The following is a 15,219-nucleotide window of genomic DNA, read 5'->3' as shown; positions in this document are numbered from 1 at the left end:
GTCCGGGCGTGCGTCAGGGGCGGGAGGCCCGGCCTCCCGCCCCTGACGTCAGGGCTGCTACTCCTGCTTCTTGCGCCGGCTGCCGAAGACGATCTCGTCCCAGCTGGGCACGGTGGCCCGGCGGCCGGGCCGGACGCCGTCCGCCTCGGCCTGGCGGTCGGTGGTGCCGACCAGGCGCTCGCGGTGCGGGGCGACGGCCCGCGGCATCAGGATGTCGGCGTAGGCCGAGCCCGCGCCGACCGCCGGTGCGGCGGCCGCGGCCGCCTCCTCGCTCTCCTCGGCGACCTCTGCGGGCACCGGTTCGATCGGGGCGGGGCCGACGGCGAGGTCGCCGCGGAAGGCGGGGACCACGTCGAGCAGGCTGGTCAGGGAGTCCCTGGACTCGGCGGTGGCCTCGCGGGACTCGCGGACTTCGCGGGCGGACATGATGCGGTCGGCGGAGGGCCGGTCGATCATCGGGCGGGGCGGCCGGTCCTGGGGGAGCCGGGCGATCCGCGGGATGAACGGGAAGACCGACTCCTCCTCGCGCTCGACGTTCTCGCCGATCAGCGCGCGGGCCTCGTCGTCGTTGGGCTGGACCAGGCGCCGGGGCGGGTCGTACGTCCAGGAGGCGCTGCGGCCCTCGTCGTCGGCACGGTAGGCGAGGATGACCTCCCAGGTGCCGTCGTCGCGCCGCCAGGAGTCCCAGCGTTCGGTGTCCTTCTCGGCGCCGCGCAGCGCGAGCCGCTCGGCGACGGCCTCGCCGAGCTGGGGCCCGGTGGATTCGCCGTTGCGGCGGATGGCGGTCTTGCGGGCGCGTTCGGCCATGAAGGCGCGCTCGGCGAGGACCGGACCCTCGAAGCGGCGGACCCGGTCGACGGAGATGCCGGCGGCCTGGGCGACCTCCTCGGCGGAGGCACCGGCTCGTATCCGGGCCTGGATGTCCCGGGGCCGCAGATGGCTCTCGACCTCGATCTCGATCTGGCCGAGGCGCGGACGATCCCCGCGGATGGCGGCGCGCAGCCGCTCGTCGATGGGAAGGGTGTACTCCGTGCTGTCGGCAGCCTTGAGCACCAGCCGTGTGCCGTCGTTGCTGACGGCCACAACCCGCAGTTCGGGCACGGTTACCTCCCGGGTGGTGCCTGCCGACGTCACCTGCGTCGCTGCTCCCGTACTGAGTGTGGCCTGCCCACTCGCGACTGGCCACAACCTTGCTGAGTTCCCCGGCGTGTCGGGCATACGCCCGGTCACGCCGCTGTGGCACGGTTGCCTTTTTGCCACGCCATCCGTCGACGTCGCGCCTGGGTGCCCCGGCCGTCCTCGCACGCGGAGTGTTCGCGACGGTCCGGGACGGGCGTCGCCGTGCGTGCCTGTTCCGTGGCTCTTCGTCAAGCTGCCGGTGTGGGCGCAGTCGACAAGTCGACCCAAGGCTCAGGCTTTACGAACAGTACTCCATTCGTGGCATCCGAAGGGGCGGCTCGCCGCTCAAGTCTCCCGCGATTCACGGGAATCTCAAGAGCGCATGCCCCCAACGGCGGACCACCGACGGGTGAACGGTGATCATCTTCACATATATCGGGGCCGGAGAACCGCATTTTCGTCCCTTGTGTCCTTCTTTGGGCAAGATGGAGTGACTTGTTCGAGGAACAGTCGTACGGACCGAGGGATGTTGATGCCGGAGCGGAGCCCCGCCGAGGAGGGCGGCAAGAAGGAGCGCAAGCGGATCGATCTGAGTGTGGCTCAGGTCGCGGCGAGTGCGCTGGCCACGGTGGTGGGGGCGCTGTTCGCCTCCGAACTCGGCGTGTACGGAACGATCCTGGGTGCGGCGGTGGTCAGTGTCGGGGCCACCACCGGCGGTGCGGTGTTCCAGCACATCTTCCGGCGCACCGGCGAGCAGCTGCGTGAGGCGGTGGTGGACCGGGGGCCCGGCCACGCCGTGAACGGGCTGCGCCAGGTGCCGGAGCGCCCGGTGGAGCCGGCGCCGTCGGCGATCTCCTCGGAGTGGAACGAGCCGCAGGTGGTCCGGGCGCGTCGGCGGTGGACCTGGAAGACCTACGCGGCCGTGTCGGGGCTGGTGTTCGTGGTGGCGATGACGCCGATCCTGGCGTTCGAACTGGCCACCGGGCAGCCGGTGTCGGCGACGGTGAAGGGCGAGTCGGGCAACGGCACCTCCTTCGGCGGCGTGGTGAACCCGAAGTCCCCCTCCCCGCGGGAGGCGCCGCCGGCGGAGCGGCCCCCCACCGGCGGCGGGCACGGCTCGGAGTCCTCGCCGTCCGGCGGCGCCTCGGCCCCGTCGACGACGAGGCCGAGCCGGGAGCCGAGCACGGGCCCGAGCACGAGCCCGAGCGGTGGGGCCGGTGGGCACGGCGGCGGTACGGCCTCGCCCTCGGCGGGCCCGAGCGCGACGCCGTCGGCCGGTTCGTCGCCGACCGCGGACGGCGGGAAGACCTCCGGCACCTCCGGCGGGGCGAGCCCGCAGCCGCCGGTGCCGAGCAACGCCCCCGCCTCCGTGGCCCCGCCGCAGCCCGCGGCGCCGACCCAGGGCGCCACCCCGTGATCAGGCGCCGAGGACCCGGCGCAGGTAGTCGTTGCCGAACACGCGCTGCGGGTCGACCTCGTCGCGCAGGGCGGTGAAGTCGCCGAAGTGCGGGTAGGCGCCGGACAGGTACTCGGCGTCCCGGGTGTGCAGCTTGCCCCAGTGCGGGCGGCCCTGGTGGGCGCACATCAGCTGTTCGACGCCGGTGAAGTAGCCCTGGTCGGCGGTGCCCCGGTAGAGGTGGACGGCGATGTAGGCGCTGTCCCGCCCGGAGGCGGTGGAGAGCCAGAGGTCGTCGGCGGGGGCGAAGCGCACCTCCACCGGGAAGCCGATCTTCCAGTCGGAGCGCTCGACCAGGGCCTTCAGTTCGCGCAGCACCCCGGCGACGGCCGCGCGCGGCACCGCGTACTCCATCTCCACGAAGCGCACCTTGCGCGGGCTGGTGAACACCCGGTGCGCGGTGTCGGTGTAGCTGCGGTCGGACCAGGCGCGGCTGGCCAGCGAGGCGATGGCGGGGATGCTGGCGGGGAAGCGCCGGCCGACCCGGCAGGCGCCCTCCCAGACGGTGTTGGAGAGGAAGTCGTCCTCCAGCCACTCCTTGAACCGGGGCAGCGGGGCGGCCGGGCCCTGGCTGCGGTTGTTGCGCTTGGTGGCGCAGCGGTCGGTGTGCGGGAACCAGTAGAACTCGAAGTGCTCGTTGACCGCGGTGAGGTCGTCCAGCCGTTCCAGCACCTCGTCGAAGGCCATCGGCTGCTCGTGCGCGGTGAGCAGGAAGGCCGGCTCGACGGCGAAGGTCAGGGCGGTGATCACGCCGAGGGCGCCGAGGCCGAGCCGGGCGCCCTGGAAGAGCCGGGGGTGGTCGGTGGGGGAGCAGCGCCGGACGCTGCCGTCGGCGAGGACGATCTCCAGGGCGCGGATCTGGGCGGCGAGCGAGCCGGAGTCGCGGCCGGTGCCGTGGGTGCCGGTGCTGGTGGCGCCGGCCACGGTCTGCACCTCGATGTCGCCCATGTTGGTGAGGGAGAGGCCCTCGGCGGCGAGGATCCGGTTGAGCCGGGCGAGCGGGAGGCCGGACTCGACGGTGATGGTGCCGGCCTCGCGGTCGATCTCGCGGACGGCGGTGAGCGCGTGCGGGCGGAGCAGGACGCCGTCGCCGGCGGAGGCGATCGAGGTGAAGGAGTGGCCGGAGCCGACGGCCTTGACGGTGCGGCCCTGTTCGGCGGCGCGCAGGATCTCCTTGGCCAGTTCCTCCGCGGTGCCGGGGGTGGCGGCCCGGGCGGGCCGGGCGCTCTGGTTCCCGGCCCAGTTGGTCCACCGGGTGGGGGTCGCGGTACTGGCCTGGGGCATGGCGCCGCCTCCTGCTCCGTGGCCGACCGGGGTCGGCGCGGTCCGGGGCGGTGGGGGCCGCCCTACCCGCGGGTAGGCCCGCGGGTAGGGAGAGATTAGTCAGTTCACCGTTCGAGGTCTACGGTCTGTTCGGCCGCTTCGGCGGGCTCGTCGACGGCGAGTCCGGCGCGCAGCCGGCCCAGTCCGGCGAGCGCGGTGACCACGCCGAAGACCCCGGCGGTCAGGGGCACCCAGTAGCCCGCGGCGGAGCCGGCGGCGTCCACCACCCAGCCGCCGGCGGAGGAGCCGACGGCGACGCCGAGGGCGAGCCCGGTGGTCGTCCAGGTCATGCCCTCGGTCAGCTGGGCGGCCGGGACGAGCCGTTCGACCAGGGCCATCGCGGTGATCAGGGTGGGGGAGATGGCGATGCCCGCGATCAGCAGCGCGCCGCCGACCGCGATCAGCCCGCCGACTCCGCGCACCGACTCGGCGACCAGCAGCAGCGGCGCCATGCTGAGCGCCATGAACAGGACGCCGGCGAAGAAGCGGCCGGCCATCGAGCCGGTGAGCTTGAGGGTGCCGAACACCACGCCGGCCAGGCAGGAGCCGAGCGCCCACAGCGCGAGGATCACGCTGGCGATGGACTTGTGCCCCTGGGTTTCGGAGTAGGCGACGGTGACGACCTCGACCGAGCCGAAGATCGCGCCGGTGGCGACGAAGGTGAGGATCAGCACCTGGAGGCCGCGGTTGAGGATCACCGAGCCGCCGACGTGCCGGGCGCCCGGGTGGACCGGCGGTTCGGTGGCGCGCTGCCCGGCGAACAGCAGGACGCCGACGGCGAGGAAGACCCCGGCGAGCAGGACGCCGGCCTCGGGGAAGACGGAGGTGGCCAGGCCGATGGAGAGGATCGGGCCGACGATGAAGCAGACCTCGTCGACGACGGCCTCGAAGGAGTACGCGGTGTGCAGCTTGGGGGCGTCGTCGCGGTACAGGTGGGCCCAGCGGGCGCGGACCATCGCGCCGGTGCTCGGCATGACGCCCATGCCGGCCGCGAAGACGAAGAGCGTCCAGTCCGGCGCCTTGAACCGGGCGCACAGCAGCAGGCCGACCACGGCGACGATGGTGAGCGCCATGGCCGGGACGATTATTCGGCGCTGCCCGTGCCGGTCCACCAGCCGGGAGACCTGCGGGCCGAGCAGCGCGGCGGAGATCGCCAGGGTCGCCGACACCAGGCCCGCCACCCCGTAGGAGCCTCTCAGCTGGGAGAGCATGGTCACGATGCCGATGCCGGTCATGGAGATCGGCAGTCGGGAGACGAAGCCGGTGGAGGAGAAGGCCAGACTGCCGGGGGAGGCGAATATCTGGCGGTAGCTGGACAGCACGGGAGCTCCGCGGGGGTAAGGAACGAGGCTGGCGAACACAGCTTACGTACCTTGGCAAACAGTATTTTCCGGACATCCTCGCAGCCCCGACGGGGGTCTCCGGCCCCTCAATGGCAGGATCGGTGCCATGTCCGACGCGCGCAAACCCTCACCGTCCGGCGCCGCCCCGGCAGCACCGCAGCCGTACGACGCCCTGCTGCTGCTCTCCTTCGGCGGGCCCGAGGCCCCCGAGGACGTCGTCCCGTTCCTGGAGAACGTGACCCGGGGCCGCGGCATCCCCAAGGAGCGGCTGAAGGAGGTCGGCAAGCACTACTTCCTGTTCGGCGGGGTCAGCCCGATCAACGAGCAGAACCGCGAACTGCTCGCCGCGCTGCGCAAGGACTTCGCCGAGCACGGCCTGGACCTGCCGGTCTACTGGGGCAACCGGAACTGGGCGCCCTACCTGGTGGACACCCTGCGCGAACTGGCCGCCGACGGCCACCGCCGCGTCGCCGTCCTCGCCACCAGCGCCTACGCCGGCTTCTCGGGCTGCCGCCAGTACCGGGAGAACCTGGCCGACGCGCTGGCCGCCCTCGCCGCGGAGGGCCTGCCCGAGCTGCGGGTCGACAAGCTGCGGCACTTCTACAACCACCCCGGGTTCGTCGAGCCGATGGTCGACGCCACCCTGGCCGCCCTGGCGCGGCTGCCCGAGGACGTCCGGGCCGGCGCCCGGTTGGCGTTCACCACCCACTCCATCCCGGACGCCATGGCCGAGACCTCCGGCGCCCCGGACGACCCGGCCCGCGGCCGCCCCGGCGGCGCGTACGTCGCCCAGCACCTGGACGTCGCCCGGCTGATCGCCGAGGCCGTCGCCGAACGCACCGGCGTCGCGGACCGGCCCTGGGAGCTGGTGTTCCAGAGCCGCAGCGGCGCCCCGCACACGCCGTGGCTGGAACCGGACATCTGCGACCACCTGGAGGCCCAGCACGCCGACGGCGCGCCCGCCGTGGTGATGGTCCCGATCGGCTTCGTCTCCGACCACATGGAGGTCAAGTACGACCTCGACACCGAGGCCGTCGCCAAGGCCGCCGAACTCGGCCTGCCGGTGGCCCGCGCCGCCACCGTCGGCGCCGACCCGCGGTTCACCGCCGCGGTGCGCGAACTGGTCCTGGAGCGGGCCGCCGCCGAGCGCGGCGAGCCGGTGACCCGCTGCGCCCTCGGCGCGCTCGGCCCCAGCCACGACGTGTGCGCGGTGGCCTGCTGCCCCAACCCGCGAGCCCCCCGCCCGGCCGCCGCCGAGCGCTGACCGCCCGTCCCGTTCCCCCCGGAGGAGAGACCCGTGCCCACCCCCGCCCTGCCCGACGACCGGCTCCTCGACGACCTGCTGGAGGTCGCCCTGGACGCGGCCCGGCAGGCCGGCGCCCTGCTGCGCGACGGCCGGCCCGCCGACCTCGGTGTGGCCGGCACCAAGAGCAGTCCGGTCGACGTGGTGACCGAGATGGACCTCGCCTCCGAGAAGCTCGTCCTGGAACTGATCACCGAGCGCCGCCCCGAGGACGGCTACCTCGGCGAGGAGGGCGCCGAGCGGCCCGGCACCAGCGGGGTGCGCTGGGTCGTCGACCCGCTCGACGGCACGGTCAACTACCTGTACGGGCTGCCCTCCTGGGCGGTCAGCGTGGCCGCCGAGCTGGACGGCCGGGCGGTCGTCGGCGTGGTGTACGCGCCAGCCCGCGGCGAGCTGTTCCACGCCGTCCTCGGGCGCGGCGCCCGGCTCGACGGCCGGCCGCTCTCCACCCGCCCGGCCCCGCCGTGGGGCCAGGCGCTGATCGGCACCGGCTTCAACTACGTCCAGTCGGTGCGGACCCGCCAGGCCGAGGTGCTGCTGTCCCTGATGCCCGAGGTGCGGGACATCCGCCGGGGCGGGGCCGCCGCGGTGGACCTGTGCGACGTCGCCGCCGGGCGGCTGGACGGCTACTACGAGCGCGGCCTCGCCCCCTGGGACCGCGCGGCCGGCTGCCTGATCGCCGCCGAGGCCGGGGCCCTGGTCGGCGGCCGCCCCGGGCACGGCCCGGACGGCGAGCTGACCGTGGCCGCCGCCCCGGGCGTGTACCAGCCACTGCAGGAGCGGCTGGCCGCGCTGCGCGCCTGGGCGGACTGAAGGCGTTTCCTGGGCCCTTGGACGGCCCTGGACAGCGAAGAGCCCTGGCATACGGGGGATGCCAGGGCCTGGGGTTTTCGCACGACCCCCGCAGGGCCGCTGGTGCCGGAGGTCCGGCGTCGGGTCGGAAGGTCGGGTGGATCAGGCGGCGGTGCGGTGGCGCTCCAGCACGGTGTCCACGCCGTGCTCGGCGGCGAGCCGGCGGAGGTCGTCCAGCTCGGACTGCTCCACCTCGGCGAGGAACTCGTCCCCGGCCTCGATCGCGCGGTGCAGATCCTGCTCGGCGTTGGCTATGCGCTGCAGGATTCCGGCCTTGAAGGCGTCCATACGGGCCCCCTTACTGTGTCGGACGTGCACGGTCGTACGTTCTCCGCCCCGAGGAGGTGTGGCCAGCGGCAGCGCCCCGTCCGGCAGGTCGTGGATCTCCGGTCGAGCGCGGAGACGGCCTTCGGCCGCTCCCGGTGACGTCCCAGCCCCAGGGCCGGCGCGGATGAACGCACGGCGGGTGGGTGCGATCGGCCAACAGCCAGATCGCGGGTGTGAAGCTGTCCTCCCCGCCGGGGGGATGGGGAAACCTTCCGGCCCGAGAAAGTTGCCTGTGTCACAGTCCAACCGGACTGGTCCCGACACGAACGGTCATCACCCGCTGCCAACGCTCCGTGCCTGGGCGGCAGCTTATCGCTGCTTTACCGGCGGACCAGGCAGGATGGAGGCACCGTCGGAGCCGCGCGTCCGCTTCCGGGGCCGGCCTGGAGAAGGGACAACGATCGTGCGGGTTCTCGTCGTCGAGGACGAGCAGTTGCTCGCCGAGGCTGTCGCCACCGGCCTGCGCCGCGAGGCGATGGCCGTCGACGTGGTGTACGACGGGGAGGCCGCGCTCCAGCGCATCGCGGTCAACGACTACGACGTCGTGGTCCTGGACCGCGACCTCCCGCTGGTCCACGGCGACGACGTCTGCCGCAAGGTGGTCGAACAGGGCCTGGCCACCAGGGTGATCATGCTGACCGCCTCCGGCGACATCAGCGACCGGGTCGAGGGCCTGGAGATCGGCGCGGACGACTACCTTCCGAAGCCGTTCGCCTTCAGCGAACTCGTCGCCCGGGTAAGGGCGCTGGGCCGCCGCGCGACCGTCCCGCTGCCCCCGGTGCTGGAGCGGGCCGGCATCTCGCTCGACCCGGGCCGCCGCGAGGTGATCCGCGAGGGCCGCACCGTCCAGCTCGCCCCCAAGGAGTTCGCCGTCCTGGAGGTGCTGATGCGGGCCGGCGGCGCCGTCGTCTCCGCCGAGCAGCTGCTGGAGAAGGCCTGGGACGAGCACACCGACCCGTTCACCAACGTCGTGCGCGTCACCGTGATGACGCTGCGCCGCAAGCTCGGCGACCCGCCGGTGATCGTCACCGTCCCGGGCTCCGGCTACCGGATCTGACCGGACCCGCCGGACCACCTGACCGGATCCGAGCGGACCGGACCGGATCCGTTCGCCGGGCCCGGCCGGACTCCACCCACCCCGCGCCCGCCCCGGCGGACGCCCCGAGAGGACCATCATGACCACCCCGCCCCCGGCCGGCGGGCCCTCCGGCGCGCCCGCCGGCGGCCCGCGCGCCGTACCGCCCAAGCCCCAGCACCCCCCGCGCGCGCCCCAGCCCGGTCGCTACACCCCCGGCGACGGCATGCTCGCCTGGCTGCCCTTCCGGCCGACCATCCGGATGCGGCTCACCCTGCTCTACGGCGGCATGTTCCTGATGGCCGGCGTGGTCCTGCTGCTGCTGATGTACGTGTTCTTCCAGGACGCCGTGAACAACCTGGCGCCGCGCACGTTCCAGTTCGACGGCAGCCTGCGGGTCAACGGCGTCCCGATGAACAGCGCGCAGTTCAACCAGGAGCAGGCCGGCGACTACCTGCTGCGCTCCAACTCGGCGCTCAACACCCTGCTGCGCAAGTCGCTCACGATGCTGGTCTGCCTCGCCGTGATCGCCTTCGCGGCCGGCTACGCGCTGGCCGGCCGGGTGCTGCGCCCGCTCGGCCGGATCACCCGCACCGCCCGCGACGTCGCCTCCTCCGACCTGCACCGGCGGATCGAGCTGGACGGGCCGGACGACGAGCTCAAGGAACTCGCCGACACCTTCGACGACATGCTGGACCGGCTGGACCGGTCCTTCGACTCCCAGCGCCGCTTCGTCGCCAACGCCTCGCACGAACTGCGCACCCCGCTGGCGATCAACCGCACCCTGCTGGAGGTCCAGCTCTCCGACCCGGCCGCCTCGCCCGACCTCCAGCAGCTCGGCAAGACCCTGCTGGCCACCAACGAGCGCAGCGAACAGCTGGTGGAGGGCCTACTGCTGCTCGCCCGCAGCGAGAACGAGCTGACCGACCGCCGCCCGGTGGAGCTCTCCGAGGTGGCCACCCGCGCCCTGGAGCAGACCAGGGCCGAGGCGGACCGGCGCGAGGTCGAGCTGCGCTCCAAGCTCGCTCCGGCCGTGGTCGCGGGCAACGGCGTGCTGCTGGAGCGGCTGGCGCTCAACCTGCTGCAGAACGCCGTCCGGTACAACACCCCCGGCGGCTGGGTCGAGCTGGCCACCGCCGAGGTGCCCGGCGGCGGCGAGCTGGTGGTGTCCAACACCGGCCCGGTGGTGCCCGGCTACGAGCTGGAGCACATCTTCGAGCCGTTCCGCCGGGTCAAGGGCGCCGACCGCACCCGCAGCGACAAGGGGGTCGGGCTCGGCCTGTCCATCGTCCGCTCGGTGGTGCGCGCCCACGGTGGCACCATCGAGGCCACTGCGCGCGCCGGTGGCGGCCTCACCATGCGGGTCCGGATCCCCAACCCCTGACCCCGCCCGCCGGGCCCCTCCCGGCCCCGCCGCGCCCTCCCCGCCGCCGCGCTCCGTAAGCGACCGTTCACCGCCGCCCCCGTCAGGCCCGTCAAGACGACATAAGGCCTGGCGGGGGCGGCTTGTCATTTCCTGCCCGAGCAACTTACGGTGTCGTAACCTACGGAACCGTAAGTGCGTCCGCAGACGTGCCCGCCCAACGCGCCCGTCCCGCGCGTGCCGTCCCCCAGGAGCAAGACCGTGACCATCGCCCCTGTGCAGAGCAGCGCCTCCCTCGGATCGACCGGCTGGACCGACGCCCGGCTGATCCTGGCCCTCGAAGAGGTCGTGGAGAAGGAGCTCAACCGCCACCTCGCCGTGGCCAAGGAGTGGATGCCGCACGAGTTCGTGCCGTGGAGCCAGGGCCGCGACTTCGACGGCGTGCTGGGCGGCGAGGCCTGGGCCGTCGAGCAGTCCCAGGTGACGCCGCTCGGCCGGGTGTCGCTGGTGGTGAACCTGCTGACCGAGGACAACCTCCCCAGCTACCACCACGAGATCGCCAGCATGTTCGGCCGCGAGGGCGCCTGGGGCACCTGGGTGCACCGCTGGACCGCCGAGGAGGGCCGGCACGGGATAGCCATTCGCGACTTCCTGCTCGCCACCCGGGCCGTCGACCCGGTGGAGCTGGAGCGGGCCCGGATGAGCCACATGTCCGAGGGCTTCGAGTCCGACAACGCGCACAGCATGCTGCAGTCCGTCGCGTACGTGGCCTTCCAGGAGCTCGCCACCCGCATCTCGCACCGCAACACCGGCAAGTACGCCGGCGACCCGCTCTGCGACCAGCTGCTGGCGAAGATCGCCAACGACGAGAACCTCCACATGGTCTTCTACCGGAACCTGCTGAAGGCCGCCCTGGAGATCGCCCCCGACCAGGCCATGCGGGCCGTGGCCGACGTGGTCACCGACTTCCGGATGCCCGGCCACGGCATCCCCGGCTTCGAGCGGGCCGCCGCGCAGATCGCCCTCGGCGGGGTCTACAACCTGCGCATCCACCACGACGACGTGCTGCAGCCGGTGCTGCGCCACCTGCGCGTGATGGAGATCGGCGGCCTCGGCCCGGAGGGCCAGTTGGCGCAGAACGAGCTCGGCGTCTTCCTGGACGGGCTGGACGGCCAGGCGCGTAAGTTCGAGGAGCGCCAGGCCGCGATCCTGGCCCGCCGGGCCGCGCGCAGGAGCGCCGACTAGGGTGTTCGGCGGAGCAGTCGAAGTGGGTGGATTTTCCGTGGTTTGCCCTGGAAGATTCTGAACGTGACCAAGCTCACATCGTGTCGCTCCGTGACTTCACCCGACCTCGGAGAGTGATCGTCCGAGCTGGGGTGCCGATCGCAGTCCGTGACCGGATTTCGGGTCAGTACCCGACCGGATGATTGGTCGGCACCCCAGGTGGGCAAGGGAATGGACGAGCATCAGCGCGGCCCGTGCTCACTGTGAGTGGCCGCCGAGCGGATGCTGGAGGAGGCTGGCGATGGCCCAGCGTGAGGCCTCCCGCAGCCTGGTGGATCACCCCAACGGACCCCTGGCTGAGTGTCGATTGAGTAACAGGGCTTGAAGTAAGGCAAAATCTCCGCCTCGGGTCGGGCACAAGACCGACCCCCCATGCGTTACGTGCGCTGGAGATACCGCACACACCGCACAAACCCGGAGGGGGAGAGCGAACAATGGCAACGGACTACGACACCCCACGCAAGACCGACGACGAGCTCAACGAAGACAGCATCGAGGAACTCAAGGCTCGGCGGAACGACAAGGGCGGCGGCTCTGTCGACGTCGACGAGTTCGACGCGGCCGAGGGCATGGAGCTCCCGGGCGCAGACCTCTCGAACGAGGAGCTCGCGGTCCGGGTGCTGCCGAAGCAGGCCGACGAGTTCACCTGCATGAGCTGCTTCCTGGTGCACCACCGCAGTCAGCTGTACAGCGAGAAGAACGGCAACCCGATCTGCCGGGACTGCGGCGCCTGAGCACCGCGGCGGACAGGGCCCGGCACCCGCGGCTTCCGCGGGGCCGGCACAGCGCCCCTTCCGGCCCCGGGCAGCGGGGCCGGACGGCAGGTCCGGGAGTCGTCCTGACGGACGGCACCGGGAGGACGGAGTCGGCCATGAGCACGTCGGCCGGCACAAAGTCGTAGGGACGGTCCCGCATCAGCGGAACCGTCCCTCTCCGTTTTTCGGGCCTGTGCGCGTCCGGGGCTGCCCCCTGGCGTGCGCGGGTCCCTCCGCCAGGTGCTCTGTCCGGCACGATCGGCCGGAGAGCCCCTGGGCGCGGGTGCCTAGGTGCGGGCGCCGCGACGGGCCTCCTCCAGCGCCTCCGCCAGCTTCATCGGCGAGCGGGTCGACAGGTAGAGGTAGGGCGTCGGGTCGGACGGGTCGGTCACCTCGATCCGCAGCGCCGTCGGGACGTAGCTGCGCAGCAGCATGAAGGCGCGCGGGTTGGCCTTCGGCCCGCGCCAGGCCACCGCCTCGGCGGGGCTCAGCGGGTGCGCGGTGCCCAGGGCGTCCACCGGGATCCGGGCCGGCCCGGCCACCAGTGAGCCCTGCACCACGCGGATCCGGACCGAGCCGTAGCTGCTGATCGCGACCGCGCCGGCGGCGATGCCGACCACCAGCCCGACCAGCGCGGCCAGACCGCCGACCCGCAGCAGGATCAGGGCGAGCGTGAGCCCGGTCGCGACCGGGAGCAGCCACCAGGAGCGCGGCACCGTGAGGCGTTCGTCGTACATGCCCCCATTGTGGGCGCCCTGACGCCGGCACCGGGACGCCACCCCCACCGGCCGCGCGCCTACCCCTGGGTAGGCTGGGGCCCCGTGACCGGTTCGACCACCCCCACCGCCCCCGCCGACCGGCCGGCGCCCGCGCTGCCGCCGTCCCCGACCACCCCGCCGCCGGACGCCGTACTGCCGCCGCGCGCCCCCGAGGCGCCCGCCCCCGGCACCCGGCTCGGCTCCCACTACGAGCACTGCTTCGGCTGCGGACCGCAACACCCCGGCGGGCTGCGGATCGACGCGGTCGCCGGCGAGGGACTCGACGTCACCGCCGAGTTCGCCGTCCGGGACGTCCACCAGGGCGGCCCGGGCCTGGCCCACGGCGGAGTGCTGACCACCGCCATGGACGAGACCCTCGGCACGCTCAACTGGCTGCTGCACGCCCCCGCCGTCACCGGCCGGCTGGAGACCGACTTCCTCTGCCCCGTCCCGGTCGACTCGGTGCTGCACCTGCGCGCCTGGGTCACCGGCGTCCACGGCCGCAAGATCTACAGCGCCGCCGAGGCACGCATCGGCGGCCCCGACGGACCGGTCGCGGTGCGGGCGCAGGCGCTCTTCATCCAGGTGAAGCTGGAACACTTCACCACGCACGGTCGTCCCGAGGACATCGAGAAGGTCCTCGACGACCCGGATCTGATGAAGCGCGCACGAGCCTTTGAGGTGAACCCTTGAGCAACACCCCCCGCCCGCCGCTGGACGTCCTGATCAGGCGCATCGACCCCGAGTTGCCGCTGCCCGCCTACGCGCAGCCCGGCGACGCGGGAGCCGATCTGCGCACCGCCGTGGACGCCGAGCTGGCCCCCGGTGAGCGGGCCGTCCTGCCCACCGGCATCGCGATCGCCCTCCCGGACGGCTACGCGGCCTTCGTCCACCCCCGCTCCGGGCTGGCAGCTCGTTGCGGAGTTGCCCTCGTGAACGCCCCGGGGACGGTCGATGCCGGGTACCGTGGAGAGATCAAGGTGATCGTCGTCAATCTGGACCCGCGCGAGGGGGTCAGCTTCCGCCGAGGGGACCGGATCGCCCAGCTGGTGATCCAGCAGGTCGAGAAGGCCCGTTTCCACGAGGTGGCCGAGCTGCCTGGGTCGGCACGTGCCGAGGGCGGGTTCGGGTCGACCGGCGGCCACGCCGCGGTCTAGCATTCCCGCGGCCTCGCAGGAAGCCGAGCAGGTATTCGCATCGGTCTTGGACCGGGAAGGACAGTGACCGTGTTCCGTCGTCGCCAGAAGAGCGAGGACGCTGTCGAGCAGCTCGCCGACGACGCCATCAGCGCCGACGAGACGGCCGATGACGTCGAAGGTTCCGCCGAGAGCGAGAACGTGACCGAGCTGGACCCGTCCGACAAGGTCGGCCTGCCGCCGGCCCCGCGGCCGGACGGTCCGTGGGACCACTCCGAGCTGGAGAACCCCGAGGAGGGGCGAGTGGACCTCGGGGGTCTGCTGGTCCCCGGTGTCGAGGGCATGGAGCTGCGGGTGGAGGTCGCCGGTGACGCGATCGTCGCCGCGACCCTGGTCCTCGGCAACAGCGCCATCCAGCTGCAGGCCTTCGCCGCTCCCAAGTCGGAGGGCATCTGGGGGGAGGTCCGCGAGGAGATCGCCAACGGCATCACCGCGCAGGGCGGCCTCATCGAGGAGGAGGAGGGCCCGCTCGGCTGGCACCTCCGCGCGCAGGTTCCGGTGCAGCTGCCGGACGGCACCCAGGGCGTACAGCTGGTGCGCTTCGTCGGTTGCGACGGCCCGCGCTGGTTCCTGCGCGGTGTGATCTCGGGCCAGGCCGCCGTGCAGCCGGAAATGGCCGGGATCCTGGAGCAGGTCTTCCAGCAGACGGTCGTCGTCCGGGGCGAGAGCCCGATGGCGCCCCGCGACCCGATCGTGCTGAAGCTCCCCGAGGACGCCCAGATGGTCGCCGACGGCGGCGGTGCGGCTGCGGCTGCGGCCGGCGAGGGCGACAGCCGTTTCGGCGGCGCGGCCCTCGACCCGTTCGCCCGCGGTCCGGAGATCACCGAGGTCCGCTGACCTGGTCCGTGTCGCACTGATCGCCCCTGCCCGGGACCCCGGGCGGGGGCGATTTGCATGTGGCGGGCCTGTCCCCGTACAGTTCCGGAGTCGCCGCGAGAGAGCGGGGGCAAGCGGAAAGCGAATTCCGATGAATGAAACTCCGGAAAACGGAGCGGAAAACATCTGATAAGCTTGAAACACGAAAGAACGAAGCGCCCGGAGGGCCCGCTGGAAGGCGGTCCGAAG

At 72.8% G+C, this 15,219-nt stretch carries 15 protein-coding genes; 10 read left to right on the top strand and 5 right to left on the bottom strand.

Translation table 11 applies throughout. The features are described 5' to 3' along the window. Positions 1-57: 57 nt before the first annotated feature. Positions 58-1,134, bottom strand: a complete 1,077-nt coding sequence (sepH, locus tag ACFVHI_RS06450; protein WP_079135886.1) for a septation protein SepH — start codon at positions 1,132-1,134, stop codon at positions 58-60. Positions 1,135-1,651: 517 nt separating this feature from the next. Here sepH and ACFVHI_RS06445 point away from each other — a divergent pair. After that, positions 1,652-2,536: a hypothetical protein gene (locus ACFVHI_RS06445; protein WP_380336327.1), complete on the top strand. Its 885-nt coding sequence runs from the start codon at positions 1,652-1,654 to the stop codon at positions 2,534-2,536. On the opposite strand, the gene ACFVHI_RS06440 is transcribed toward ACFVHI_RS06445, so the two are convergent. Together ACFVHI_RS06440 and ACFVHI_RS06435 are read right to left on the bottom strand one after the other, a co-directional pair. Continuing rightward, entirely contained in the window at positions 2,537-3,859 is a 1,323-nt protein-coding gene (locus tag ACFVHI_RS06440) for a D-arabinono-1,4-lactone oxidase (protein WP_380336324.1), read from the bottom strand. A gap of 104 nt (positions 3,860-3,963) precedes the next feature. Continuing rightward, positions 3,964-5,220 carry an MFS transporter gene (locus ACFVHI_RS06435; RefSeq protein ID WP_380336321.1) on the bottom strand — a complete coding sequence of 419 codons (1,257 nt, stop codon included), beginning with the start codon at positions 5,218-5,220 and terminating at the stop codon, positions 3,964-3,966. Between the two features lie 127 nt (positions 5,221-5,347). Between ACFVHI_RS06435 and ACFVHI_RS06430 the strand changes: the two genes are divergently transcribed. Then, complete coding sequence (locus ACFVHI_RS06430; protein WP_063349382.1) at positions 5,348-6,505, top strand: ferrochelatase; 1,158 nt, start codon at positions 5,348-5,350, stop codon at positions 6,503-6,505. A gap of 33 nt (positions 6,506-6,538) precedes the next feature. Next, positions 6,539-7,357, top strand: a complete 819-nt coding sequence (locus ACFVHI_RS06425) for an inositol monophosphatase family protein (RefSeq protein ID WP_063349383.1) — start codon at positions 6,539-6,541, stop codon at positions 7,355-7,357. Positions 7,358-7,498: 141 nt separating this feature from the next. Here ACFVHI_RS06425 and ACFVHI_RS06420 read toward each other — a convergent pair whose 3' ends face one another. Further along, the gene (locus ACFVHI_RS06420) at positions 7,499-7,684 is read right to left on the bottom strand and encodes a hypothetical protein (protein WP_030057688.1); all 186 of its coding nucleotides are present in this window, start codon (positions 7,682-7,684) and stop codon (positions 7,499-7,501) included. A 442-nt stretch (positions 7,685-8,126) separates the two neighbouring features. On the opposite strand from ACFVHI_RS06420, the gene ACFVHI_RS06415 reads away from it, so the two are divergent. The 4 genes from ACFVHI_RS06415 to ACFVHI_RS06400 all read left to right on the top strand — a co-directional run bounded on the left by ACFVHI_RS06415 (position 8,127) and on the right by ACFVHI_RS06400 (position 12,179). Continuing rightward, a complete protein-coding gene (locus ACFVHI_RS06415; protein WP_063349384.1) occupies positions 8,127-8,780 on the top strand; it encodes a response regulator transcription factor in 654 nt (217 codons plus the stop codon). Between the two features lie 118 nt (positions 8,781-8,898). Then, positions 8,899-10,182 (top strand): cell wall metabolism sensor histidine kinase WalK, encoded by a 1,284-nt coding sequence (locus ACFVHI_RS06410; protein WP_063349385.1) that lies wholly within the window; start codon positions 8,899-8,901, stop codon positions 10,180-10,182. 240 nt (positions 10,183-10,422) lie between these two features. Next, on the top strand, positions 10,423-11,406 hold the full coding sequence (locus tag ACFVHI_RS06405; protein ID WP_380336316.1) for an acyl-ACP desaturase: 984 nt from the start codon (positions 10,423-10,425) through the stop codon (positions 11,404-11,406). A gap of 473 nt (positions 11,407-11,879) precedes the next feature. Continuing rightward, positions 11,880-12,179, top strand: a complete 300-nt coding sequence (locus ACFVHI_RS06400; protein ID WP_030057692.1) for a DUF4193 domain-containing protein — start codon at positions 11,880-11,882, stop codon at positions 12,177-12,179. Between the two features lie 308 nt (positions 12,180-12,487). On the opposite strand, the gene ACFVHI_RS06395 is transcribed toward ACFVHI_RS06400, so the two are convergent. Next, positions 12,488-12,937 (bottom strand): DUF3093 domain-containing protein, encoded by a 450-nt coding sequence (locus ACFVHI_RS06395; protein ID WP_063349387.1) that lies wholly within the window; start codon positions 12,935-12,937, stop codon positions 12,488-12,490. 135 nt (positions 12,938-13,072) lie between these two features. Here ACFVHI_RS06395 and ACFVHI_RS06390 point away from each other — a divergent pair, with 135 nt between their 5' ends. The 3 genes from ACFVHI_RS06390 (at position 13,073) to ACFVHI_RS06380 (ending at position 14,991) form a co-directional block, all read left to right on the top strand. Beyond that, positions 13,073-13,651 carry a PaaI family thioesterase gene (locus ACFVHI_RS06390; RefSeq protein ID WP_063351415.1) on the top strand — a complete coding sequence of 193 codons (579 nt, stop codon included), beginning with the start codon at positions 13,073-13,075 and terminating at the stop codon, positions 13,649-13,651. Beyond that, on the top strand, positions 13,648-14,115 hold the full coding sequence (dut, locus tag ACFVHI_RS06385) for a dUTP diphosphatase (RefSeq protein ID WP_063349388.1): 468 nt from the start codon (positions 13,648-13,650) through the stop codon (positions 14,113-14,115). The genes ACFVHI_RS06390 and dut overlap by 4 nt, the downstream gene beginning before the upstream one ends. Positions 14,116-14,184: 69 nt before the next feature. Then, entirely contained in the window at positions 14,185-14,991 is an 807-nt protein-coding gene (locus ACFVHI_RS06380; RefSeq protein WP_063351416.1) for a DUF3710 domain-containing protein, read from the top strand. Positions 14,992-15,219 lie beyond the last annotated feature (228 nt).

It is taken from the genome of Kitasatospora sp. NPDC127121, from assembly GCF_042677305.1.
Lineage (GTDB): Bacteria > Actinomycetota > Actinomycetes > Streptomycetales > Streptomycetaceae > Kitasatospora.
Note: the sequence above shows the minus strand (reverse complement) of the source record. Positions and strands in the feature narration are given on the sequence as shown.

Coding starts and splice junctions, on each gene's coding strand:
- ACFVHI_RS06445 (WP_380336327.1), top strand. CDS start 1,652: ATGCCGGAGCGGAGCCCCGCCGAGGAGGGCGGCAAGAAGGAGCGCAAG.
- ACFVHI_RS06440 (WP_380336324.1), bottom strand. CDS start 3,859: ATGCCCCAGGCCAGTACCGCGACCCCCACCCGGTGGACCAACTGGGCC.
- ACFVHI_RS06430 (WP_063349382.1), top strand. CDS start 5,348: ATGTCCGACGCGCGCAAACCCTCACCGTCCGGCGCCGCCCCGGCAGCA.
- ACFVHI_RS06420 (WP_030057688.1), bottom strand. CDS start 7,684: ATGGACGCCTTCAAGGCCGGAATCCTGCAGCGCATAGCCAACGCCGAG.
- ACFVHI_RS06410 (WP_063349385.1), top strand. CDS start 8,899: ATGACCACCCCGCCCCCGGCCGGCGGGCCCTCCGGCGCGCCCGCCGGC.
- ACFVHI_RS06400 (WP_030057692.1), top strand. CDS start 11,880: ATGGCAACGGACTACGACACCCCACGCAAGACCGACGACGAGCTCAAC.
- ACFVHI_RS06395 (WP_063349387.1), bottom strand. CDS start 12,937: ATGTACGACGAACGCCTCACGGTGCCGCGCTCCTGGTGGCTGCTCCCG.